Annotated in this window: 22 protein-coding genes; 11 read left to right on the forward strand and 11 right to left on the reverse strand. The window is 59.8% G+C overall.

Going from position 1 to position 20,785, the window contains the following annotated elements; all coding sequences use genetic code 11:
- Positions 1-12: 12 nt before the first annotated feature.
- The 6 genes from paaA to paaZ are packed head-to-tail and all read left to right on the forward strand — an operon-like array spanning position 13 to position 5,756.
- The gene (gene paaA, locus AC4FIA_RS11860) at positions 13-990 is read left to right on the forward strand and encodes a 1,2-phenylacetyl-CoA epoxidase subunit PaaA (RefSeq protein ID WP_103911663.1); all 978 of its coding nucleotides are present in this window, start codon (positions 13-15) and stop codon (positions 988-990) included.
- A 23-nt stretch (positions 991-1,013) separates the two neighbouring features.
- Positions 1,014-1,301 (forward strand): 1,2-phenylacetyl-CoA epoxidase subunit PaaB, encoded by a 288-nt coding sequence (gene paaB / locus AC4FIA_RS11865; RefSeq protein WP_490366022.1) that lies wholly within the window; start codon positions 1,014-1,016, stop codon positions 1,299-1,301.
- Positions 1,301-2,098: a 1,2-phenylacetyl-CoA epoxidase subunit PaaC gene (gene paaC, locus AC4FIA_RS11870; protein ID WP_490366023.1), complete on the forward strand. Its 798-nt coding sequence runs from the start codon at positions 1,301-1,303 to the stop codon at positions 2,096-2,098. Before paaB ends, paaC begins: the two co-directional genes overlap by 1 nt.
- The gene (paaD, locus tag AC4FIA_RS11875; protein WP_490366024.1) at positions 2,095-2,601 is read left to right on the forward strand and encodes a 1,2-phenylacetyl-CoA epoxidase subunit PaaD; all 507 of its coding nucleotides are present in this window, start codon (positions 2,095-2,097) and stop codon (positions 2,599-2,601) included. Before paaC ends, paaD begins: the two co-directional genes overlap by 4 nt.
- A gap of 37 nt (positions 2,602-2,638) precedes the next feature.
- Positions 2,639-3,703: a 1,2-phenylacetyl-CoA epoxidase subunit PaaE gene (paaE, locus tag AC4FIA_RS11880; RefSeq protein ID WP_490366025.1), complete on the forward strand. Its 1,065-nt coding sequence runs from the start codon at positions 2,639-2,641 to the stop codon at positions 3,701-3,703.
- Positions 3,693-5,756: a phenylacetic acid degradation bifunctional protein PaaZ gene (gene paaZ / locus AC4FIA_RS11885; RefSeq protein ID WP_490366026.1), complete on the forward strand. Its 2,064-nt coding sequence runs from the start codon at positions 3,693-3,695 to the stop codon at positions 5,754-5,756. Before paaE ends, paaZ begins: the two co-directional genes overlap by 11 nt.
- A gap of 6 nt (positions 5,757-5,762) precedes the next feature.
- Here paaZ and AC4FIA_RS11890 read toward each other — a convergent pair whose 3' ends face one another.
- The 5 genes from AC4FIA_RS11890 to AC4FIA_RS11910 all read right to left on the reverse strand — a co-directional run bounded on the left by AC4FIA_RS11890 (position 5,763) and on the right by AC4FIA_RS11910 (position 10,974).
- On the reverse strand, positions 5,763-6,362 hold the full coding sequence (locus tag AC4FIA_RS11890; protein WP_490366027.1) for a TetR/AcrR family transcriptional regulator: 600 nt from the start codon (positions 6,360-6,362) through the stop codon (positions 5,763-5,765).
- A 78-nt stretch (positions 6,363-6,440) separates the two neighbouring features.
- Positions 6,441-7,748 (reverse strand): phenylacetate--CoA ligase PaaK, encoded by a 1,308-nt coding sequence (paaK, locus tag AC4FIA_RS11895; protein WP_490366028.1) that lies wholly within the window; start codon positions 7,746-7,748, stop codon positions 6,441-6,443.
- 20 nt (positions 7,749-7,768) lie between these two features.
- Positions 7,769-8,203: a hydroxyphenylacetyl-CoA thioesterase PaaI gene (gene paaI / locus AC4FIA_RS11900; RefSeq protein ID WP_490366061.1), complete on the reverse strand. Its 435-nt coding sequence runs from the start codon at positions 8,201-8,203 to the stop codon at positions 7,769-7,771.
- Positions 8,204-8,217: 14 nt separating this feature from the next.
- On the reverse strand, positions 8,218-9,009 hold the full coding sequence (gene paaG / locus AC4FIA_RS11905) for a 2-(1,2-epoxy-1,2-dihydrophenyl)acetyl-CoA isomerase PaaG (RefSeq protein ID WP_490366029.1): 792 nt from the start codon (positions 9,007-9,009) through the stop codon (positions 8,218-8,220).
- 90 nt (positions 9,010-9,099) lie between these two features.
- Entirely contained in the window at positions 9,100-10,974 is a 1,875-nt protein-coding gene (locus AC4FIA_RS11910; RefSeq protein ID WP_490366030.1) for an FAD-dependent monooxygenase, read from the reverse strand.
- A 301-nt stretch (positions 10,975-11,275) separates the two neighbouring features.
- Between AC4FIA_RS11910 and AC4FIA_RS11915 the strand changes: the two genes are divergently transcribed.
- The 5 genes from AC4FIA_RS11915 to AC4FIA_RS11935 all read left to right on the forward strand — a co-directional run bounded on the left by AC4FIA_RS11915 (position 11,276) and on the right by AC4FIA_RS11935 (position 13,933).
- Positions 11,276-11,608, forward strand: a complete 333-nt coding sequence (locus tag AC4FIA_RS11915) for a hypothetical protein (RefSeq protein ID WP_490366031.1) — start codon at positions 11,276-11,278, stop codon at positions 11,606-11,608.
- 84 nt (positions 11,609-11,692) lie between these two features.
- Positions 11,693-11,911, forward strand: coding sequence for a hypothetical protein (locus tag AC4FIA_RS11920; RefSeq protein ID WP_490366032.1), 219 nt, complete (start codon positions 11,693-11,695; stop codon positions 11,909-11,911).
- 99 nt (positions 11,912-12,010) lie between these two features.
- Entirely contained in the window at positions 12,011-12,319 is a 309-nt protein-coding gene (locus tag AC4FIA_RS11925; RefSeq protein WP_490366033.1) for a hypothetical protein, read from the forward strand.
- A gap of 177 nt (positions 12,320-12,496) precedes the next feature.
- The gene (locus tag AC4FIA_RS11930; RefSeq protein ID WP_490366034.1) at positions 12,497-13,417 is read left to right on the forward strand and encodes an AEC family transporter; all 921 of its coding nucleotides are present in this window, start codon (positions 12,497-12,499) and stop codon (positions 13,415-13,417) included.
- 45 nt (positions 13,418-13,462) lie between these two features.
- Positions 13,463-13,933, forward strand: coding sequence for a MarR family winged helix-turn-helix transcriptional regulator (locus AC4FIA_RS11935; RefSeq protein ID WP_287476941.1), 471 nt, complete (start codon positions 13,463-13,465; stop codon positions 13,931-13,933).
- On the opposite strand, the gene AC4FIA_RS11940 is transcribed toward AC4FIA_RS11935, so the two are convergent.
- The 6 genes from AC4FIA_RS11940 to AC4FIA_RS11965 form a co-directional block, all read right to left on the reverse strand.
- The gene (locus AC4FIA_RS11940) at positions 13,930-15,132 is read right to left on the reverse strand and encodes an aminopeptidase P family protein (protein ID WP_490366035.1); all 1,203 of its coding nucleotides are present in this window, start codon (positions 15,130-15,132) and stop codon (positions 13,930-13,932) included. The genes AC4FIA_RS11935 and AC4FIA_RS11940 overlap by 4 nt on opposite strands.
- Before the next feature lie 216 nt (positions 15,133-15,348).
- Entirely contained in the window at positions 15,349-15,873 is a 525-nt protein-coding gene (idi, locus tag AC4FIA_RS11945; protein WP_490366036.1) for an isopentenyl-diphosphate Delta-isomerase, read from the reverse strand.
- Positions 15,874-15,957: 84 nt separating this feature from the next.
- On the reverse strand, positions 15,958-16,341 hold the full coding sequence (cueR, locus tag AC4FIA_RS11950) for a Cu(I)-responsive transcriptional regulator (protein ID WP_490366037.1): 384 nt from the start codon (positions 16,339-16,341) through the stop codon (positions 15,958-15,960).
- On the reverse strand, positions 16,338-18,842 hold the full coding sequence (locus AC4FIA_RS11955; protein WP_490366038.1) for a heavy metal translocating P-type ATPase: 2,505 nt from the start codon (positions 18,840-18,842) through the stop codon (positions 16,338-16,340). Before AC4FIA_RS11955 ends, cueR begins: the two co-directional genes overlap by 4 nt.
- 71 nt (positions 18,843-18,913) lie before the next feature.
- Entirely contained in the window at positions 18,914-20,020 is a 1,107-nt protein-coding gene (locus AC4FIA_RS11960; RefSeq protein WP_490366039.1) for a Gfo/Idh/MocA family protein, read from the reverse strand.
- An 8-nt stretch (positions 20,021-20,028) separates the two neighbouring features.
- Complete coding sequence (locus AC4FIA_RS11965; protein ID WP_490366040.1) at positions 20,029-20,736, reverse strand: GntR family transcriptional regulator; 708 nt, start codon at positions 20,734-20,736, stop codon at positions 20,029-20,031.
- Between the last annotated feature and the right edge of the window lie 49 nt (positions 20,737-20,785).

A 20,785-nucleotide genomic window follows, 5' to 3' on the forward strand; every position in this document is an offset into this window, starting at 1 on the left:
GGAGGCACGACCATGTATGCACAGATGATCAAGTCGGAATCGTCCAATGACGACCCGCAGGCGTTGGCCGAGTTTCAGGCGCGAATCGACCGTGGCGAACGGATCGAGCCCAAGGAATGGATGCCAGAGGGCTATCGCAAAACGCTGATCCGCCAGATCGGCCAGCACGCCCATTCGGAAATCGTCGGACAACTGCCAGAAGGCAACTGGATCACCCGCGCCCCGACGCTTGAGCGCAAACAGATCCTGCTGGCCAAAGTGCAGGACGAAGCAGGCCACGGGCTGTACCTTTATTCCGCCTGTGAAACGCTTGGCGTCACCCGTGATGAGCTGTTCGAAAAGCTGCATTCCGGCGCGATGAAGTATAGTTCGATCTTCAACTACCCGACGCTGACATGGGCCGACATGGGTGCGATCGGCTGGCTGGTCGACGGTGCCGCGATCATGAATCAGGTGCCGCTTCAGCGCACGTCTTACGGCCCCTACGCCCGTGCGATGGTCCGCATCTGCAAAGAAGAAAGCTTTCACCAACGTCAGGGCTATTCCATCATGATGAAGATGGCCCAAGGCACGCCTGCGCAAAAGGAAATGGCGCAGGATGCGCTGAACCGCTTCTGGTATCCGTCGCTAATGATGTTCGGCCCCTCCGATGCCGAGTCCGTCCATTCGACTCAGAACATGGCGTGGAAAATCAAGATCAATACGAACGACGAATTACGCCAGCGCTTTGTGAACGAAACCGTGCCGCAGGCCGAATATCTGGGCCTGACCGTGCCCGATGAACATCTGCGCTGGAACGACGATAAACAGGGCTACGATTTTTCCGAACCGGATTGGGATGAATTCTTTGAGGTTCTGAAAGGCAACGGCCCGTGCAACGAAGAACGCCTTGGGGCCCGCCGCAAAGCATGGGACGACGGCCAGTGGTTCCGCGAAGGACTATCGGCCTACGCCGACAAACAGGCCACCCGCCGGACAGCGGCGGAATAGATACACTGAGGGGAGGAAAAATTATGTCGAAAAAAGAATGGCCCCTGTGGGAAATCTTTATCCGTGGCCAGCATGGCCTGAACCACCGGCACGTGGGCAGCCTGCACGCCCCAGACGCCGAAATGGCGATCAACAACGCCCGCGATGTCTACACCCGCCGCAAGGAAGGCGTGTCGATCTGGGTCGTGCCCTCAACCGCGATCACGGCATCAAGCCCGTCTGACAAAGGCCCGCTTTTTGATCCGGCCGAAGACAAGGTCTATCGCCACCCGACCTTTTACGACATCCCCGATGAAGTGGGGCACATGTGATGGCTCTGGACGGACGCGATCCTGTGCAGATCGATGACACCCTGCGCCCCGCCATGTTCGACTGGCTCTGCCGGCTGGGGGACAACGCGCTGATCCTTGGACACCGCACGTCGGAATGGTGCGGTCATGGCCCTGCGCTGGAAGAAGACATCGCGCTGGCCAATACCGCGCTGGATCTGATCGGGCACTGCCAGATGTGGCTGGGCCTTGCCGCCGAGGTTGAGGGCCAGGGCCGCACGGCTGACCAACTGGCTTATCTGCGCGATGCGATGGCCTTCCGGAACGTGAAACTGGTCGAACTGCCCAACGGCGACATCGGTCAGACGATCATGCGCGAATTCCTGTTCGATGCCTTCCACTTCGAACTACTGACAGAGCTGTCCACCTCGCCCAACACCCGCGTGGCCGAGATCGCGGCAAAGGCGCTGAAGGAGGTTGCCTATCAGCTGGACCGTGCTTCGGACCTTGTTGTCCGGCTGGGCGACGGTACCGAAGAAAGCCACGCCCGCATGCAGGCCGCGCTGGATCACCTCTGGCCCTACACAGGCGAGATGTTCACAGCCGACGATGTGGACGCCGCGATGACAGAGGCTGGCATCGCCCCTGATCTGAATGATCTACAAACACGCTGGACTGCAACGGTGAAAGACATTCTGGACGAGGCCACTTTGACCTTGCCTGAACGCCGTTTCGACGTGCACACAGGTGGCAAGCAAGGACGGCACACGGAACATCTGGGCTACCTTCTGGCCGAAATGCAGTTCCTGCAACGCGCCTATCCGGGGGCCGAGTGGTGACAGCCAGCACCGACCAGATATGGGAATGGCTGGCCGAGGTGCCCGACCCCGAAATCCCCGTCGTTTCCGTCACCGAATTGGGCATCATCCGCGATGTCCGCTGGGACGACGACACCCTGCGCGTCGCGGTCACGCCCACCTATTCCGGCTGCCCAGCCACCGCAGTGATCGACATGATGGTCGAAGAGAAACTGCGCGAAAAGGGTATCGCAAAGCTGGCGCTGGAACGACGCCTGTCGCCCCCGTGGACCACCGACTGGATCACCGACAGCGCCCGCGACAAGCTGCGCGCCTACGGGATCGCGCCACCCGTGAACGGCACAGCATCGGATGGCCGCATGGGCCGCGCGGCGCGATTGGCGGGATCGAACCTGACAATTGAATGCCCCCGTTGCGGATCGACACATACCGACAAAGTCAGCCAGTTCGGATCGACACCCTGCAAAGCGGCCTACGTCTGCCGCGACTGTCTGGAACCCTTTGACTATTTCAAATGCCATTAACGCTGGCCTCAGAGCACTTGGAACAGGAGACGCGATAATGCCCCGCTTCCACACCCTTGATGTGATCGATGTCCACCACGACACCCGTGATGCCGTGGTTGTCACACTGAAACCGCAGGACGGCGATTTCACCTTTACCCAAGGCCAGTATCTGACCTTCCGCCGCGATTTTGACGGGCAGGAACTGCGCCGGTCCTATTCGATTTGCGCAGGTCTGGATGACAATCTGCTGCGTGTCGGTATCAAGCGGGTCGATGGCGGCGCATTTTCAACCTGGGCCAACGAAAACCTGCGCCCCGGCGACACGGTCGAGGCAATGACACCGCAGGGGCGGTTCTTTACCCCGCTCGATCCCGACAGCGCGCGTGGCTATCTGGCCTTTGCAGCCGGGTCCGGCATCACGCCTGTTCTGTCGATCATCAAGACCACCCTCGCGCGCGAACCGAACGCAAACATCACGCTGGTCTACGCCAACCGCCACGCCAGTTCGATCATGTTCCGCGAGGAACTGGAGGATTTGAAAAACACCTATCTGGGGCGTTTCTCGGTCATCCATATTCTGGAAACCGGTGGGGATATCGATCTGTTCTCGGGCCGCGTCGATGCCGAGAAACTGGATACGCTGTTCCGCCTCTGGATCGACGCCGACAGCATCGACACCGCGTTTATCTGCGGGCCCGAGCCGATGATGCTGACCATCGCCGAAGGCCTGCGCAAACACGGTCTGGGCGATGACCAGATCAAGTTCGAACTTTTCGCCTCGTCCCAGCCGGGCCGTGCGAAACAGAAGGCCAGCGCAAAGGCGGACAGCCAGACAGCCGATGCCTGCGACGTGTCTGTCACCATCGATGGCGTGACCCGCAGCTTCCAGATGCCGCGCAACGGAACCGCCGTTCTGGACGCGGCACTCCAACACGACATGGACGCACCCTATTCCTGCAAAGCGGGCGTCTGTTCGACCTGCCGCGCCAAGGTGCTGGAGGGCGAGGTCGAAATGGAAGTCAACCACGCGCTGGAAGATTACGAAGTGCGCGCGGGCTACGTCCTGTCGTGCCAGTGCATTCCCCTGTCCGACAAAGTGGTGCTGACCTATGACGAATGAAACTCCCCGCCGCTTGGAAAGCTACCTGAGCGGCGCGTGGCGCACCGGCGCGGGTGAACCCAAACCGCTTTTTGATGCCGCAACCGGCGACATCCATGCCCTGATCGGGTCCGAAGGTCTGGACATGGCCGCCGCGCTGGACTGGGGCCGCACCGTGGGCGGCCCTGCCCTGCGCCGCCACACCACCCACGAACGTGCCATGATGCTGAAGACCATCGGTCTGAAGCTGTTAGAGATGAAAGACGACTTCCACCGCGAAAGCCTTCACACAGGGGCCACGCCCCGTGATGCATGGCCTGATATCGACGGCGGGATCGGCACCATGCTGACCTTCGCCTCGAAGGCCCGTCGTGAACTGCCGAACGCCCGCGTTCTTCCCGAAGGTCCGGTCGAGCAGCTGTCCAAAGACGGCTCTTTCGTGGGTCAGCACGTCCTGAGCCCCATGCTGGGCGTCGCGGTTCATATCAATGCTTTCAACTTCCCCGTCTGGGGCATGTTGGAAAAGGTCGCCCCTGCCCTGATCGCAGGCATGCCCTGCCTTGTGAAACCCGCCTCGACCGGTGCCTATCTGGCCGAACTGGTCGCGCGCCGGATCATCGACATGGGCATTCTGCCTGACGGCGCGTTGCAGATTGTCTGCGGCAGCGTCGGCGACCTGCTGGATCATGTGGCCGAACAGGATGTGGTCACCTTCACCGGCTCGGCCGCGACAGGGCACAAGCTGCGCAGCCATCCGGCCATCGTCAAAAACTCGGTCCGGTTCACGATGGAGGCCGACAGCCTGAATGCCTCGATCCTTGCGCCCGATGCGGAGCCGGGAACGCCCGAGTTCGATTTGTTCGTGAAAGAAGTTCAGCGCGAGATGACGTCGAAAGCGGGCCAGAAATGTACCGCCATCCGCCGCGTCCTTGTGCCGAAATCCCAAGAACAGGCCGTGATCGACGCGCTGTCTGCGGCGTTGACCAAGGTACAACCGGGACTGCCATCAGATGCCGCAACCCGCATGGGGGCCTTGGCCTCGCTTTCTGATCGCGACACCGTCCGCGCCCAGATCGCACGCATCGCAACCGACGCCGAAATCGTCTTTGGCGATCCTGACGTGGTCAGCACCTCGTCGGGCGATCCCGACAAAGGCGCGTTCATGAACCCTGTTCTGCTGCATTGCGCCAACCCGATGACCGCAACCGCGCCCCACGACACCGAGGCCTTTGGCCCAGCCGCAACAATCATGGGATACGACGGCGTGGACGAAGCCATCGCCTTGGCCATGAAAGGCCGCGGGTCCTTGGTGTCGTCGGTCTTTACCAATGACGACACTCTCGCTGCCGAGCTGACCTTGGGCCTTGCGCCGCAGCATGGTCGGGTGCTGGTCGGCAACCGCGACAGCGCCAAAACGTCAACCGGTCACGGCTCTCCGCTTGCGCCTCTGATCCACGGCGGTCCCGGCCGCGCTGGTGGGGGTGAAGAAATGGGTGGCATGCGTGGGGTCAAACACTTTATGGCGCGCACCGCCATTCAGGGCACGCCCCGCATGCTGGCCAAGATCACCGGCCAATGGGTTGCCGGTGCCCCTGCGCAATCCGGCACGCATCCGTTCCGGAAATCACTGGAAAACTTGCGCATTGGCGACCAGTTGGTCACCGCCCGACGCGCGATCACGCTGGAAGACACCGAACATTTTGCCAAGTTCACCGGCGACACCTTCTACGCCCATATGGACGAAGTCGCGGCCAAGGCGAACCCGTTCTTCGACGACCGCGTCGCGCATGGCTATCTGATCGTGTCCTTGGCCGCAGGCCTGTTCGTACAGCCCGATCCGGGCCCTGTTCTGGCAAACTATGGCATCGACAACCTGCGTTTTCTGACGCCGGTTTATTTCGGTGACAGTCTGGGCGTGCAGCTGACATGTAAGGAAATCAGTCCGCGCGAAGGTTCGGTCTACGGCGAGGTCCGTTGGGATTGCTGCGTTACCAACCAGAACGACGAGGTCGTCGCGCAATACGATGTTCTGACGATGGTCGCGAAAAGCTGGCCGTTACCAGACGATGCCTAAGGGGCGTCAGGCGACGCCCTTTACGCCATCCAAAATCAGCGTGGTCGCCATGCGCGCGTAATCTTCGCGCGTCATGGGGCCATCTTCGCGGAACCACAGATAGGCCCAGTTCATCATCCCGAACAGCGACATGGTCACCGGCATCAAAAGCGATCCTGACGGTGCCGCGAGTTCAGGGTGGATTTCCGCGATCACATCCGCAATGCGCTTTACGATCTGGCGGTTCATTGCGGTGACTTGGGCCAGCTGATCTTCGTCCAGTGCTTCGCCTGCGTTCAGCTGCACCTTGTGCATATCATCGGCGCCCTCATAGGCATCCAGCGTGGCCTTCACCAGTTTCTGCAACCGGTCGCGCGGCGGCAAAGTGGGATCATCCGCTTCGGCTAAGGCGGCCTCAAGCTCGACCAGATGGGCCTGAATGATGGAAAAGATCAGCTCAGACTTGGAAGGGTAGTAATGATACAGCAGCGATTTCGACACGCCCGCCAGTTTCGCGATACCGGACATCGACGCCTTTTCCATCCCGTCGGTGGCAAAGACATGGGCGGCTACCAGCAAAAGCTGATGCTGCTTTTCCTCGAAATCCTTGGCGCGTGTTCTGGCCATACCAATCGGCCCTTCCCTGATACTCCATCGCTGGCTTAAACGACGGCGATCCTCTTCGCCACCCCGGACGGACCAGCGTCAGCCGGTCCGGTTGTCCACCACCCGTTTGGCCTTGCCCTCGGATCGGGCGACGCCGTTGGGATCATGCACGGTGATTGCCGCTGTGATGCCAACAACCGATTTAATGTGATGGGCCAGTTCCCGCGCCGTAGCATCGCGCGCGTCCGACGATGACATATCGGCCGTACATTCCACATGCACCACCATCGCATCCATCCGGCCTTTGCTGATCAGTTCGATCTGGAAGTGCGGCGCAAGGCCCGCGCATTTCAGGATCTGTTCCTCGATCTGGGTCGGGAACACGTTGACGCCGCGCAGGATGATCATGTCGTCGCTGCGCCCCGTGATCTTTTCGATCCGCCGCATGGACCGCGCCGTGCCGGGCAGGATGCGCGTCAGATCGCGGGTCCGGTAGCGCACCATCGGCAGCGCCTCTTTCGTCAGCGTGGTGAACACCAATTCGCCCATCTCGCCATCCGGCAGCACCTCGCCCGTCGCGGGGTCGATGATTTCGGGATAGAAGTGATCCTCCCAGACATGCAGCCCGTCTTTGGTTTCGACGCATTCATTGGCAACACCCGGCCCCATGATCTCGGACAGCCCGTAAATATCCACCGCATGCATATCGAACGCCTGTTCGATTTCGCCGCGCATCGAATTCGTCCACGGCTCTGCGCCGAAAATCCCGACGTTCAAAGAAGACTCGCGCGGGTCAATGCCCTGCCTGCGGAACTCATCGAGAATGGCCAGCATGTAGGAGGGGGTGACCATGATGATCTGCGGTTTGAAATCTTGGATCAGCGTGACCTGCCGTTCGGTCATCCCGCCGGAGACAGGCACCACTGTGCAGCCCAAACGTTCGGCCCCGTAATGCGCGCCAAGGCCGCCGGTGAACAACCCGTAGCCGTAGGAGATATGACAGATGTCCCCTGCCCGCCCGCCCGAGGCACGGATCGACCGCGCAACGCAATCGGCCCAATTGCTTATGTCGTTCTGCGTATAACCGACCACCGTCGGCTTACCTGTGGTGCCGGACGACGCATGCACCCGCGCCACCTGATCCTGCGGCACAGCGAACATGCCAAAGGGGTAGGTGTCACGCAGGTCCTGCTTCATCGTGAAGGGAAACTTCGCCAGATCGGCCAGCGTTTTGAAATCATCCGGATGCGCGCCGTGCTTGTCAAAGTTCGCTTTGAAGAAGGGCGAGTTGTCGTAGGCATGGCGCAAGGACCACGCCATCCGCTTTTCCTGAAGCGCGGCGATTTCATCACGGCTTGCAATCTCGATCGGGTCAAGGATGTCCTTTGGTGGTGTCAGGTCTTTCATGGTCTCTCCTCCACTGATCCTTATGCGCCTACGTCCGGCAAAAGCGGCTGGCCCAAGCTACGCGAATGCCCGCGGAATTCGGCAATTACGGTGCCGTCCTGTCGTGTGATCGTGACGTCGTAGATGCCCGACCGGCCCTTGCGCGAAATCTCGTGCGCGTGGGCGGTCAGACGATCCCCCAAAGCGCCGGGCGTGATGTAGGTGACCGAACAATGCTGCGCGACGGTGGCCTGATTGTAGGTATTGCACGCAAAGGCAAAGGCGCTGTCGGCCAGTGTGAACAGATAGCCCCCATGGGCCGTGCCGTGTCCATTGGTCATCCGCTCGGTCACGACCATTTCGATCACCGCCTCGCCCGGTCCGACACTCGCCAACTCCATGCCCAACTGCTGCGTTGCGTTATCCGTGGACCAGAGTGCCTTGGCGCAGGCTTCGGCCAGTTCCTGATCTGTCATCTCCTGTGCCACGATCAGCGCCCCGAAAAACTGGGCGCGCGCTTTTCAAGAAACGCGATGACGCCTTCCTTGTAATCGTCCGACGCCCCCGCCGCGCGCTGACAATCCCGTTCGCGATCAAGCTGCGCATCGAAATCGTTGCTCGCCGCATCATGGATCAGCTGTTTGGTCAGGCCCAATCCAAAGGTCGGCCCCGCCGCCAGCTTTTCCGCCAAAGCGGTCGCCTCATCCATCAGTGCGTCGTCATCGACGGCCTTCCAGATCAAACCCCAGTCCGCAGCGGTTTCCGCCATCAAAGGCTCCGCCGTCATGGTCAACGCTTTTGCCCGTGCCTCACCAATCATGCGCGTCAATGTCCAGCTGCCACCGGCATCGGGAACCAGCCCGATCTTGCTGAAGGCCTGAATGAACTTGGCGGATTTCGCGGCCAGAACGATATCACAGGCCAAGGCCACATTGGCCCCTGCCCCCGCCGCCACGCCGTTCACCGCGCAGACGATGGGTTTCTTCAAATCCCGCATCAACCGCAGCGTTGGGTTATAGAACATGTCCAAGGTCTGCCCCAGATCGCGTGCCTCGCCCTTGCGCGGATCACGATCCCCAAGGTCCTGCCCCGCGCAAAAACCACGCCCCGCACCGGTCAGAAGAACAGCGCGCACCGCATCGTCATCCCGTGCGCGCTCGAACTCGGCCCGCAGAGCGATGTGCATCTCTTCGGTAAAGGCGTTCAACCGGTCCGGACGGTTCAGCGTTATACACAGAACGCCCGCGTCCAACCGCGACAGCACGGTGTCGGATGATGTCATTAGTCATGTCCTCCCTGCCCCTTTCGCGGGGCTTGGAGGAAAGGTTATGTGTAACCGACCGGACGGTCAATGTTTAACATGATCGCTCGTTCACATCATGAACTCAGCGAAAAACGCGCTCAGCTCATCATAGGCGTCCAACGGCAAAACCTGCGCCACAAACTGATCGGGTCGCACGACAACCATCGCCCCTTTGGTACGGTCAATTCCACGTATATCGAAAATATCCACGCCGGATTTCAGATCAGGACAAAAGATTTTCTCATAATCCGTCAGTCCCAACTTGCCTTTCTTCGGCACCAACAATTCCGGCATCGTGAACAAGTCCAGATCGCGATGCGCCTGCTGGAACACCGCCCGCACGTCCAGAAGCGCATCAAGGTCTTCGCCATCGCGCCCGAATTTCATCAGGGGCGACTGCGGATCCTCCAACAGATAATCGCACAAAGCCGCGACCTTGCCACCCGGACCACCCGTGTCAGACGCATCCGCAAAACAGATCACGCGCCACCGCCCGTTCGCCGTTAGGGACTCGGACAGTTCCATCGGCTTGGCATCGGCCAGCCGGATCACAGGGGCCGAATGGAAACGCTTGCCCACAACCTGACCTTTGGCCAAATCCTGATGCGCCGTCCCGCCGATAATCAGCGATGCATCATAGGTCGTCTCGACCCCTGCAGTATACCGCCCGTGCTTCTGGAAATACCGCTGGAACTGCGCGCTTTCCTCGGCTGTCTTTGGCTTTTCACTGAACAGCCGCGCCATATCACGGTCAAAGTCGATCAGCTCTTTCGCCTTGGCATGACGTTCCTCGGAATAGGTCGCCAGCAGTTTGGGTTGTGCGCGCCCTTTCAGAACAGCGGCCAGTTTCCAGCCAAGGTTAAACGTATCCGCCATCGACACGTTCATCCCCTGCCCCGCCTTGGGGCTATGGGTGTGGCAGGCATCACCGGCAATAAAGATGCAAGGAATATCCCCACCCCGAATGTCCGACGGCAGATCATCGAACGAGTCACAGACCCGCTGGCCGATCTCATAGGCAGAGAACCAAGCAACCTCTTTCACTTCGAAATGGTAGGGTGCCAGAATGGCGCGCGCCTTTCCTTCCAGCATTTCGGCGGTCACGCCACGATCCGCGGCGCGTTCATCCCCGTGCAAAGCGTCCATCTCGATATACAGCCGCGTCAGGTAGCCGCCTTCGCGCGGGATGATCAGGATGCTGCCCGCCTCGGCTGACTGGATCGCGCATTTCAGGCGGTAGTCGGGGAAGTCCGTCACCGCCAGCACATCCATCACACCCCAAAGCTGCCGCGCGGCCTCTCCCTTCAGCGCATAGCCCATGGCCGCGCGCACCTTACTGCGGGCACCGTCGCAACCGACGACATATTTCGCGTGAACCACTTCTTGCTGACCCGGTGCATCAAGGCAGTCGAACGTCAGCGTCACGGGATGCTCGGCACTGTCATCACAGACCAGTCCGGCCAGATCACGGTTATAATCCGGCACCAGCCCCATGGCCGAATTCTCCATCATCTCAAGATAGAAATCATGCACTCGCGCCTGGTTCAGAATGACGTGTGGCTGATGGGACAGGTCGTCTTCTACATCCTGAATACGGTCCGCGCGATGCAAGCCCGAACCACTGGGATCAGGTCGCCAGAACGCGACCTCGTTTACCCAATAGCTTTCTTTCAGAACCTTTTCGGCAAAGCCGAAGGCCTCAAACATCTCAAGCGACCGGCAGGCGATCCCATCGGCCTGCCCGACCTCAAGCGGCCCGTCCTTTTTGTCAAAGATGCGCACCGACATGCCACCAATCGCCGCCAGTTGCGCAGCAAGCGTCAGACCGGCAGGCCCACATCCGATGATCGCGACATCCACATGATCACTGGCTTTGGGCGCTTTGTCCGCCTCCGGCGTTTTCAGCGGATCACCAGTCCGAAACCCGTCCAGATAAAATTGCATGCGGCACCTCCTCCTGTCGCGACACTATATTAATAAGTATACATACTATAATTGTGGGTCAACCCCTCTCAGCAAATGGCGCACGACTAGGAATACGCGCATCCGTTTAAATTTTTTGAAAGAACACGAGGAACCGACAGGAAGGCTACCGTTAGAAAACCCTCACTTTACGACGTACCTTCGTTTCATGACACAATGGTCCGTATACTCACGAAAACAATGGGTTCATGCGGTGAACCTTTCTGCGTTGACGGCATGGGCGCTCATCTCGCTGCCTTTATCTGCCGCAACGGGACTATCGATGCTGGCCTACGCAGCCATTTTCCGCCTGCCGACATCGTTTATTTGCCGCTGGCTGGTCGGAGCTCCGATATTGAAGCAGATTATGCGCAAACCCGTCAGCGCACCAAAAGCCGCAGCCACAGGCGCGGGCATCGCGCTCGTGCTTTCACTCCTATACATCGCAGCACGCGTCGTTGACCGGATTGTTTCAAACGGCCCAAACGGAATTTTTACTGGTGCCGGTTGGCTATTGCTGGCTCAATTAACAGCCGTTTTTATGGGCTTCGGTGCCATCGTCGCATTGTTTGTTTGGTTCGTCATCAGTGAGCCTGATCAGATCAAGCTCAACTAGCCAAACTCGAACGTTGCTCAAAACCGGCGTTGATGTGTACCGTTCGAAGACGACTTTTTCGGCGAAATTTTGAGATGCGTTTTAATGGGTGGCAATGAACTTCAGAACTATCTGGACGAGAACGTAGAACGCACCGACCCGATCTATGGGCCGCAATGTCGTTGCTCTGTCACCCTGACAGATGGGCTTGTTCTGCCGTGCGTCATCCTAAGGCAGGCCGCACCCACGGTTGATCTCGCGCTGCGCCGGTTTGACGACGAAAAGCATGGCAAAGGTGTTTTCGGCAAATCGAAAAAGCCTTAACAGCAGATTGTCCGGCACTTCGTGACCTCTGGTTCATCGATCGACGATTTCTATGTGGAATCCGTCCACCCAAGCCCTTTCGCACTCCCACCAGAAGTCATGAGCCAAATCAAGGGCGAGACCATGATGGGCTGGACGGGTTGGGTATTCGAAATGTCCGATGGTTCCGTCTTTTCCTACGGCTCGTCGTTTTCCTTTGATTTCTTTGAACTGCCCGAGGGGTATACGTTCGGCGACGTGGCAAAGGTACACAACCATTCCTTTGTGAACACGGATGGACAGGTCGCCTCAATTCATGAGGATCCGGCAGGCTACCTCGAAAAACGAGGCTCTGACGATCTGGCCAGAACCTATCAGGCAAGGCCGTCATTCGTCTGCTACGTGGACAGTCGAACCCGTTTGGAATGACCTAGGCACAGCACTATTGCAGACTCCGGATCAGTTTCGAGCTGCTTACACGTCGCAACACCAGCCCTTTCAACGCAAGAATTTTCATCCCGCACAATCTCAAACCCATTGCCCGCACCGCCCCAAGGCCTTACCCCACATAACAAAACCAAACAGTACCACGCGGACCAAAGGCCTATGATCGACATTATCATCCTGATGCTTCCCATCTTTTCGATGATCGCGATCGGCAGTCTGTTTCTGCACCAAGGCTGGTTCCCGTCCGAAGGCCTGCCCATCCTGAACAAGTTCGTCATGAACGCCTGTATCCCCGCGCTGCTCTTTTCCGCCGTCACCGGCAGCGACAGCTTCGGGGCCGAGGCTTGGCGCAATGCGGCGCTTTATGCGGGCGCCTCGCTTTTGGGCAGCTTCCTGCTCTGGGTCGTTCTGCGCCTCGTCCTGAAAGGGCACGGCGCGCAAAGCGTCATTCTGGCCATGGGCGCGGCCACCGCAAACAGCGTGTTCTTGGGCTTTCCAATCCTGACCATCTTTATGCCCGACAGCGCGAACGAGGTCTTTGCGTGGATCATAATTGCCGAGATCGCCTTCATCATCCCGATCATGACAACGCTGGCCCTGATGGCAGAAGACCGCGATGACACGTCTGTCGGCCCCTTGCTGATGGCCTTCCTGCGCAGCCCTGTCGCGGTCGGCCTCTTCGCCGGTTTCGGGTTCCGCCTGACGGGGCTCGACCTGCCCGACTGGACGTCCCAGGTCATCAAATCCATTGTCTCGGCCGCACCGTTCATCGCGCTCTTTGTCGTCGGCGGCACCATGCTGCAAAATCGCCTGACCCGCTCGGGTCCCCGCGTTCTGGCGGTGTCCGCTGCCAAACTCTTCCTGCAACCTGCATTGGTCGCCGTGGCCTTTGGCCTGCTGATCGGCTGGGACAGAGATGCAACCAAAGGGGCCATCGTCTTTGCCACCATGCCCCTGTTCCTAAGCTTCGTCGCCTTCGCCAGCCGCCACGAGGTCGAAGACGTCGCCGCCTCATCCATCGTGCTGACCACGCTGCTGGGCGCCGTCACCGTGACGCTGACTTTGTCGGTGCTGTTCTAACGCTGGCCTATGGCGTTGGGCCGAACGCTCGCCTATCTTGCGCGCATGACGATTATTTACACCATGCCCGGGCACCTGATCCGGCGGCTTCAGCAGATTTCGGTCTCGGTCTTTGCCGAACAGATGAAGGCGGCGGGGTCTGATCTGACCTCACCGCAGTTTGCCGCTTTGGCGATGTTGCGGGACCACCCCGAGATTGATCAGGCCACGCTTGCCGGTCTGATCGCCTATGACCGCCCGACCATTGGTGGCGTGGTGGATCGTCTGGTGGCCAAGGGCTTTGTCGCCCGCACCACTAACCCCGAGGATCGCCGCGCCAAAGTTCTGACCCTGACGCCCGAAGGCGACGCCGCCCTGACCCGTCTGATCCCCGTGGTCGAGGCCTGTCAGGACGCCATCCTTCCCGGCCTGACCGACAGCGAAAAGGCCGAATTCATTCGTCTGGCGGGCAAGATCGCCGAGGCAGGAAACACGCTGTCCCGCGTGCCCCTGCAAACAGGCCCCAAACCGGATTAACCGATCACATTGTGATCCGGCCCATAGGGGTAGCCGGTGATGTTTTCATTGCCGTCTTCGGTGATGATCAGGATGTCATGTTCACGGTAACCCCCCGCCCCCGCCTGCCCTTCTGGGATGGTCAGCATCGGCTCCATCGAGATGACCATGCCGGGTTCCAGAACCGTCGGAATATCTTCACGAAGCTCGAGCCCCGCCTCGCGCCCGTAATAGTGGCTGAGCACACCGAACGAATGGCCATAGCCGAAGGTGCGGTTTTGCAGCAGGTTCCGTTCGGCGAAGAAGGCGTTGATCTGCTCGGTCACTTCGGCGCAGGACGCACCGGGTTTCAGCAGGCTCATCCCGTATTCATGGGCATCCACATTGGCCTGCCAGATGGCCAGCGAAGCCTCATCAACCTCGCCCACAAACAGGGTGCGTTCCAGCGCAGTGTAGTAGCCCGAAATCATCGGAAAGGTGTTCAGGCTCAGGATGTCGCCACGCTGCAAGGTGCGCGCCGTGACAGGGTTGTGCGCCCCGTCGGTGTTGATGCCCGATTGGAACCACACCCACGTGTCACGATATTCCGCATCGGGAAAACGGCGTGCGATTTCCAGTTCCATCGCGTCGCGCCCTGCCATGGCCACATCAATTTCACGCGTGCCTTCGCGAATGGCCTCGCGGATCGCGTATCCACCCACGTCCGCCACAGCGGCACCTGCACGGATCAGGGCGATCTCGGCCTCTGATTTGCGGAACCGCTGTTGCATGGTCAGGGGCGCAATATCGACGGTGGCTGACGGCGACAGCATGTCGTTCAGCAACCCCATCTGGGTCAGCGTCAGGTGATCGCCCTCATAGCCGATAACCTTGCCAGCGCCCGTCACCGACAGGATCGCGCGCCAGTAATTGTTCCGCTGCCAATCGGTGTAGGTGATGTTGTCGCCATAGCCCCGCCGCCACGGCTGGGCGGCGTCGATGCCTGCGCTGAACGTCACCGTTTCCGTCGCGGTCACGACCTGCGCATAGGGCCGCCCGAAGGAACAGTACAGAAAGCCGGAATAATAGGCGACGTTGTGCATCGAGGTCAGCACAACCGCATCAACGCCCTGATCGGCCATGATCCGGCGCAGGCCACTCAGGCGCGCCTCATATTCCGCGTCTGAAAAAGGAAGTGTCTTTTCACCTTGGTGAAAACGGTAAAACTGGGGACGATCCATCAAAGGACTCCTTCGCATCTTGGGCTGCGACAGGGACCACAAGGCAAAGGCAGAAACCTTCCCCCGCGGCCCGAAGGCAGCAAAGCAAGATCCCGGCGTTCAGGATGGGTGATCAGGGGGTATCGGCCCGCTGGCCGAGGGCGACGCCATCGCCTGCCCCTTAGCGATCAAGATAGCAGTTCCAGCGACTGGGGAAATGCCTGAAAGCGACGCGCGTCAGTCGTTTTCGCCAAAAATCCGCGCGGCGTGTTCGGTCAGGTAAATCCGCAACCACGGTGTATAATTCTCAGGCGCTTTTTGCACCAGAACGGTCAGTTCGCGGATATCGACCCAGGCTGTGTCCATCACCTCATCGGGGTTCGGCGCAACCTCGATCCGTTCCGCCAATTCGCACAGGAAAATATCGACACGTTCATGTTCGATCAGCCCGCCACCCACATCGGCGCGGTAGGTCAGCTGATCGCGGTGTTTCAGCGTCAGGCCGGTGATCCCCAGCTCTTCCTGCAAACGGCGGTTTGCACAATCCAGCGCGCTTTCCCCCCAATGGGGATGGGTGCAGCAGGTGTTCGCCCACAAACCCGGCGTATGGTATTTGCCCATCGCGCGGCGCTGGATCAGCACTGCGCCATCGCAGATCACAAAGACAGAAATCGCCTTGTGCAAAAGCCCGCGCTGATGCGCCTCAAGCTTTTCGACGGCGACCAGATCGCCATCAACCCACGTCGGGATCATCTCTTTCATACGGGCAGCACCATGAGGATGTCGTCAATTCCGGCGCTTCTTAGGGTCTGGCGCGGGAAATGAAAACCACCGCAAACGGACAGGCTACTGCCCCAGATCATTCAGAATGGGGCAGTCGGGGCGGTGATCGCCTGCACAAGCCTCGACCAGATGCGCCAGCGTGTTCCGCATGGATTGCAACTGCGCGATCTTCTGGTCGATCTCATCCAGATGCTTGCGGCTCAACTCCTTGACCTCGGCACTGCTGCGGCCCTTATCCTCATAAAGTGCAAGCAGGGTTCGGCAGTCTTCAATGGGAAACCCCAACGCACGGGCACGGGCCAGAAAGCGCAGCTTGTGCAGATCGTTTTCCGAAAACACGCGATACCCGTTGGCCTCGCGTTTGGGTGTCACCAGCGCGATGTCTTCGTAATAACGGATCGTTTTTGCCGGCAGGCCGGATGCTGTTGCTACGTCACCGATATTCATGCGTGTGCCTCCTTCAATGCAGGGACGGGCGTGGCAGGTTTTTCATCCGCCATGGCCGGTTCGATCCAGCGCAGGCGCAGCGCGTTCGACAGAACAAAAACCGACGACAGCGCCATCGCCCCTGCCGCAAGTACCGGCGACAGCAAGATGCCGAACACAGGGTACAGCACACCCGCCGCCACAGGGATCAGCGCCACGTTATAGCCAAAGGCCCAGAACAGGTTTTCCTTGATATTGCGCATCGTGCGGGCCGACACCTCATGCGCGTTGACCACGCCCGCCAGATCACCCGACATCAACACAACATCCGCCGATTCAATGGCCACATCTGTGCCAGTCCCAATCGCGATACCCACATCGGCCACCGCCAAAGCAGGCGCATCATTGATCCCGTCACCGACAAAAGCAACCTTTTCACCGTCCTTGGTCATCGCCTGAAGCGCAGCCACCTTGCCATCGGGCAGAACGCCCGCAATCACCTGATCAATGCCGGTTTCCCGCGCGATCGCCTCGGCGGTTTCGCGTTTGTCACCGGTGATCATCGCCACCTTCAAGCCCTTCGCCCGCAGCGCCGCAATTGCCGCCTTGCTGCTGGGTTTCACCGGATCGGCCACACCTATCACTGCCGCGGGCTTTCCGCCAATCGCCGCATAAAGCGCGGTTCGACCGCTTTTGGCCAAGGCCGTTTCCTGCGCGGTCAGGCCCGAGATATCCACGCCCTCACGCGCCATGAAACGGTCCGCCCCCACCAGAACGGTCACGCCATCGACCTGACCCATGGCACCATGGCCGGTTACCGTCTGGAACTGGTCCACATCCGCAAAGCCACCCAGTTCGGCACGGGCCGCACGAACAATCGCGTCGGCAATAGGATGTTCCGATTGCGCCTCGACCGCTGCGACCTTGGCCAGAACCCCGGCGCGGTCAAAGCCATCCGCCAGCACCAGATCGGTCAGCTCAGGCCGCCCTTGGGTCACTGTGCCGGTCTTGTCGACCGCCACGATATCCACGTCCGCCAATCCCTGAAGCGCGTCACCCTTTCTAAACAACACACCCAGTTCCGCCGCACGCCCCGTACCCACCATGATCGAGGTCGGCGTGGCCAGACCCATGGCACAAGGGCAGGCGATGATCAGAACGGACACACCCGCCACCAAAGCCAAGGTCAGCGCCGGATCAGGGCCAAAGAACAGCCAGACCGCCACGGTCAACGCGGCAATCGTCATCACCGCAGGCACAAACCACATGGTAATTTTATCGACCAAGCCCTGCACCGGCAGCTTTGCCCCTTGGGCGTCCTGCACCATACGGATAATCTGGGACAGAACGGTATCGGCCCCCACATGGGTCGCCGAAATACGCAGGCCTCCTGCCCCGTTCACAGTGCCCGCCGTCACCTTGGCACCCACTGTCTTTTCATCTGGCACAGGTTCGCCGGTGATCATGCTTTCATCAACGTGGCTGGCCCCTTCCAGCACCACGCCATCCGCCGCGATCCGTTCACCGGGGCGCACGATGACCACGTCACCGACCTTCAGGTCATCGACAGACACTTCGATCACCTGACCGTCGCGCTCCACCCGCGCCTCGCGCGATTGCAGGCGCAATAGCTTGCGGATGGCCGCGCCGGTCCGGCCCTTGGCGCGGGCCTCAAGTAGACGACCGATCAGGATCAGAACAACGATCACCGCGGCGGCTTCGAAATACACGGCGCGCACGGCGTCGGGCAAAAGCGACGGCACAAAGGTTGCGATCACCGAAAACCCGTAGGCCGCCAGCGTGCCGACCGCGACAAGGCTGTTCATATCCGGCCCGCCTTTCAGCAAGGCGGGGATGCCGCGTGTGTAAAACGCACGACCGGGCCCGACCAAGACGGCGGTGGTCAGCAGAAACTGAATGATCCAACTGGCCTGATGGCCGATGGTCTGTCCGATGAAATGATGAAACGGAGGATACATGTGCCCACCCATTTCAAGAATAAAGACAGGCACCGCCAGACAGGCCGCGATGATCACCTGCCGCGTCAGGCCCTTGGCCTCTTCTTCCTTTTCCGCCTCGCGATCCAGCGCCGCATCTGCGCCCGCAACAGACGCGGGATAGCCTGCATCGGTCGCCGCCTGCGCCAAGGCGTTCGGCGTGGTCACGCCTTGTAAGTAGGTCACCTTGGCCGTCTCGGACGCAAGGTTCACCGCCACATCAATCACACCCGGCACGGCAGCCAGCGCCTTATCCACGCGGCCCACGCAGGACGCGCAGGACATGGATTTGACGCTCAGTTCCACCGACGCCTTGCGCGCTGGATAGCCAAGCTCATCCAGCTTCTTGTTGATATCAGGCAGGCGCGCGCTGTCGTCCACCGCCACGCGCAGCGTTTCGGCGGCAAGGTTCACCGATGCCTCGGACACGCCCTCAAGCGTGCCGACGCCGGCCTCGACCCGACCTGCGCAAGACGCGCAGGACATACGATCAACGATTAAGGTTGCTGACTGGTTTTGTGACATGATCCGAGTCCCCATAGCCGGAGTTTGGATCATACATGGGCCTTCCAGTCACTGGAAGGTCAAGACACCCGTCAAAGAAATTCCGAAATTTCCACCACGCGCCGTTCCTGCATGGCGATTTGTGCGGCGATTCCCATCAAAACAGCCATGCGTCCGTCCGCCATGCTGACCTCGGGCACATCCCGTTCACCGCGCACCAGTTCCAGAAACTTCTGGTGCTGGTAAAACGTCGATCCGTTGTGGTCCCCTGCATCCAGCAGGGTCGGGTCCACTGGGATATCATGCGTGATAGGCCCCTTGGGGCTGCGCGGGCTGACCACCAGTTTCGGCACAGGCGGCGCGCCTAGATCATCGGGCCAGAACCGTCCGGGACCGGGCACAAACGCCTCAATCTTGCCCGCCGGACCCACGGCGCTGATTTCTTCCTGATACTCGGCCCCTTCGGCGAACATGCACAGATCCAGCATTGCGCGGGTGCCGTCGGCGAAGTCGACAATGACATAGCCGTTGTCCAGAATATCCGGCACCTGCCCGTCATAGGCTTCATCCATATGGTTCACGTCCTGCCCACCGGATGCCATCACGCGCACAGGCTCGGACCCAAGCGTCAGGCGCATCAGATCAAAGAAGTGGCAGCATTTTTCAACGAACGTCCCGCCGGACTGGGCATTGAACCGGTTCCACGCCCCGACCTTATCCAGAAACGGAAAGCGGTGTTCGCGGATCGTCAGCATCTTGATCCCGCCGGTCGCCCCCTGCGCCTGTTTCAGAAACGCGGCGACAGGCGGCATATAGCGATACTCCATCGCGACCCAAACCGGCGCGGGATAGCGGGCGGCGAAATCGGCCAAACGGGTCAGATCGTCCAAAGCGGTGAACAGCGGCTTTTCCACCAGCACCGGCAGGGGCCGCGCCGCAGCGATCCGTTCCAGCTGTTCCACATGGCAGTGGTTCGGGCTGGCGATCATCAGACAGTCCAACCCATTAAAGGCCAGCAATTCATCCAGCGTCTCGACAAACACTGCCTCGGGCGCAAACTCAGACGCAGCAGTCCGCATATCGGCGTCCGGTTCAAAGATCACTGCAACCTGCGTGTCCGGCAACAACGCAATATTGCGCAAATGCTCCTGCCCCATCATTCCACAACCGATGACGCCGTAGCGCGTAAGCTCTGACATAAGCGATCCTATTTCATCCGCTGCACATAGCGTGCGGCGTTCGTGTCAAACCATGTGCGTGAAAATTCGACCGGTTCGGGCACCTGCGCCCAGCTGAACCGTTCGATATAGCCTGCGGTGTCGCCCGCGTTGGGGCCAAAGGCCTCAGGCGCCCAATCGGGAACGGGTGCCGCCCAAACGCTGTCTTCGGCGTGGGACACCCAGAAACCCAGCTTGTTCTGATAGTAGAAATACAGCGAATCGGACAAAGCCGCCGGATCAACACGACCGGAATCACCATCCAGCCAGATTTCCTCAACCGCGATGACCGTCTGGTCCAGATAGCGCAGACGACGGATTCGCGATGCATGATCCGAGGTCCCGAAGCGCGGCAGATCATCGGGTTTCGCCATATAGTCGACCCCAAGAATATCCGCCGTCGGAAGGCCACCACCACCGGGCAATTCCAGCCGGAACATCGAATAGACCGACCGCGCATTCGTATTGTCGCGCACATAGTTGCCCGACCCCTGAATCCGCTCCAACATGCCTTTGTTTTCAAGCTCGGACAGCGATTTGCGCAAGGTCCGAACGGTCGTCGAATAGGTCTTGGCCAGTTCCCGTTCCGGCGGCAGGCGTTCGCCCACGACATAGCGACCGCTCGCGATGTCACGCATCAGCGATTCACTGATCTGAAGGTATATCGGCAGCGCAGTATTGCTTTCGCGTCTTTGCATCGTGTGTCGGGTCGTTTTGTCGCAAAAATTATTGATACACCATTGATCT

The organism is Thalassococcus sp. (assembly GCF_982780845.1).

Bases quoted from the DNA above. Each gene is read 5' to 3' on its own strand.
- paaA (WP_103911663.1), top strand. From the start codon at position 13: ATGTATGCACAGATGATCAAGTCGGAATCGTCCAATGACGACCCGCAG.
- paaB (WP_490366022.1), top strand. From the start codon at position 1,014: ATGTCGAAAAAAGAATGGCCCCTGTGGGAAATCTTTATCCGTGGCCAG.
- paaC (WP_490366023.1), top strand. From the start codon at position 1,301: ATGGCTCTGGACGGACGCGATCCTGTGCAGATCGATGACACCCTGCGC.
- paaE (WP_490366025.1), top strand. From the start codon at position 2,639: ATGCCCCGCTTCCACACCCTTGATGTGATCGATGTCCACCACGACACC.
- paaZ (WP_490366026.1), top strand. From the start codon at position 3,693: ATGACGAATGAAACTCCCCGCCGCTTGGAAAGCTACCTGAGCGGCGCG.
- AC4FIA_RS11890 (WP_490366027.1), bottom strand. From the start codon at position 6,362: ATGGCCAGAACACGCGCCAAGGATTTCGAGGAAAAGCAGCATCAGCTT.
- paaK (WP_490366028.1), bottom strand. From the start codon at position 7,748: ATGAAAGACCTGACACCACCAAAGGACATCCTTGACCCGATCGAGATT.
- paaI (WP_490366061.1), bottom strand. From the start codon at position 8,203: ATGACAGATCAGGAACTGGCCGAAGCCTGCGCCAAGGCACTCTGGTCC.
- paaG (WP_490366029.1), bottom strand. From the start codon at position 9,009: ATGACATCATCCGACACCGTGCTGTCGCGGTTGGACGCGGGCGTTCTG.
- AC4FIA_RS11910 (WP_490366030.1), bottom strand. From the start codon at position 10,974: ATGCAATTTTATCTGGACGGGTTTCGGACTGGTGATCCGCTGAAAACG.
- AC4FIA_RS11915 (WP_490366031.1), top strand. From the start codon at position 11,276: ATGCTGGCCTACGCAGCCATTTTCCGCCTGCCGACATCGTTTATTTGC.
- AC4FIA_RS11920 (WP_490366032.1), top strand. From the start codon at position 11,693: ATGGGTGGCAATGAACTTCAGAACTATCTGGACGAGAACGTAGAACGC.
- AC4FIA_RS11925 (WP_490366033.1), top strand. From the start codon at position 12,011: ATGAGCCAAATCAAGGGCGAGACCATGATGGGCTGGACGGGTTGGGTA.
- AC4FIA_RS11930 (WP_490366034.1), top strand. From the start codon at position 12,497: ATGATCGACATTATCATCCTGATGCTTCCCATCTTTTCGATGATCGCG.
- AC4FIA_RS11935 (WP_287476941.1), top strand. From the start codon at position 13,463: ATGACGATTATTTACACCATGCCCGGGCACCTGATCCGGCGGCTTCAG.
- AC4FIA_RS11940 (WP_490366035.1), bottom strand. From the start codon at position 15,132: ATGGATCGTCCCCAGTTTTACCGTTTTCACCAAGGTGAAAAGACACTT.
- idi (WP_490366036.1), bottom strand. From the start codon at position 15,873: ATGAAAGAGATGATCCCGACGTGGGTTGATGGCGATCTGGTCGCCGTC.
- cueR (WP_490366037.1), bottom strand. From the start codon at position 16,341: ATGAATATCGGTGACGTAGCAACAGCATCCGGCCTGCCGGCAAAAACG.
- AC4FIA_RS11955 (WP_490366038.1), bottom strand. From the start codon at position 18,842: ATGTCACAAAACCAGTCAGCAACCTTAATCGTTGATCGTATGTCCTGC.
- AC4FIA_RS11960 (WP_490366039.1), bottom strand. From the start codon at position 20,020: ATGTCAGAGCTTACGCGCTACGGCGTCATCGGTTGTGGAATGATGGGG.
- AC4FIA_RS11965 (WP_490366040.1), bottom strand. From the start codon at position 20,736: ATGCAAAGACGCGAAAGCAATACTGCGCTGCCGATATACCTTCAGATC.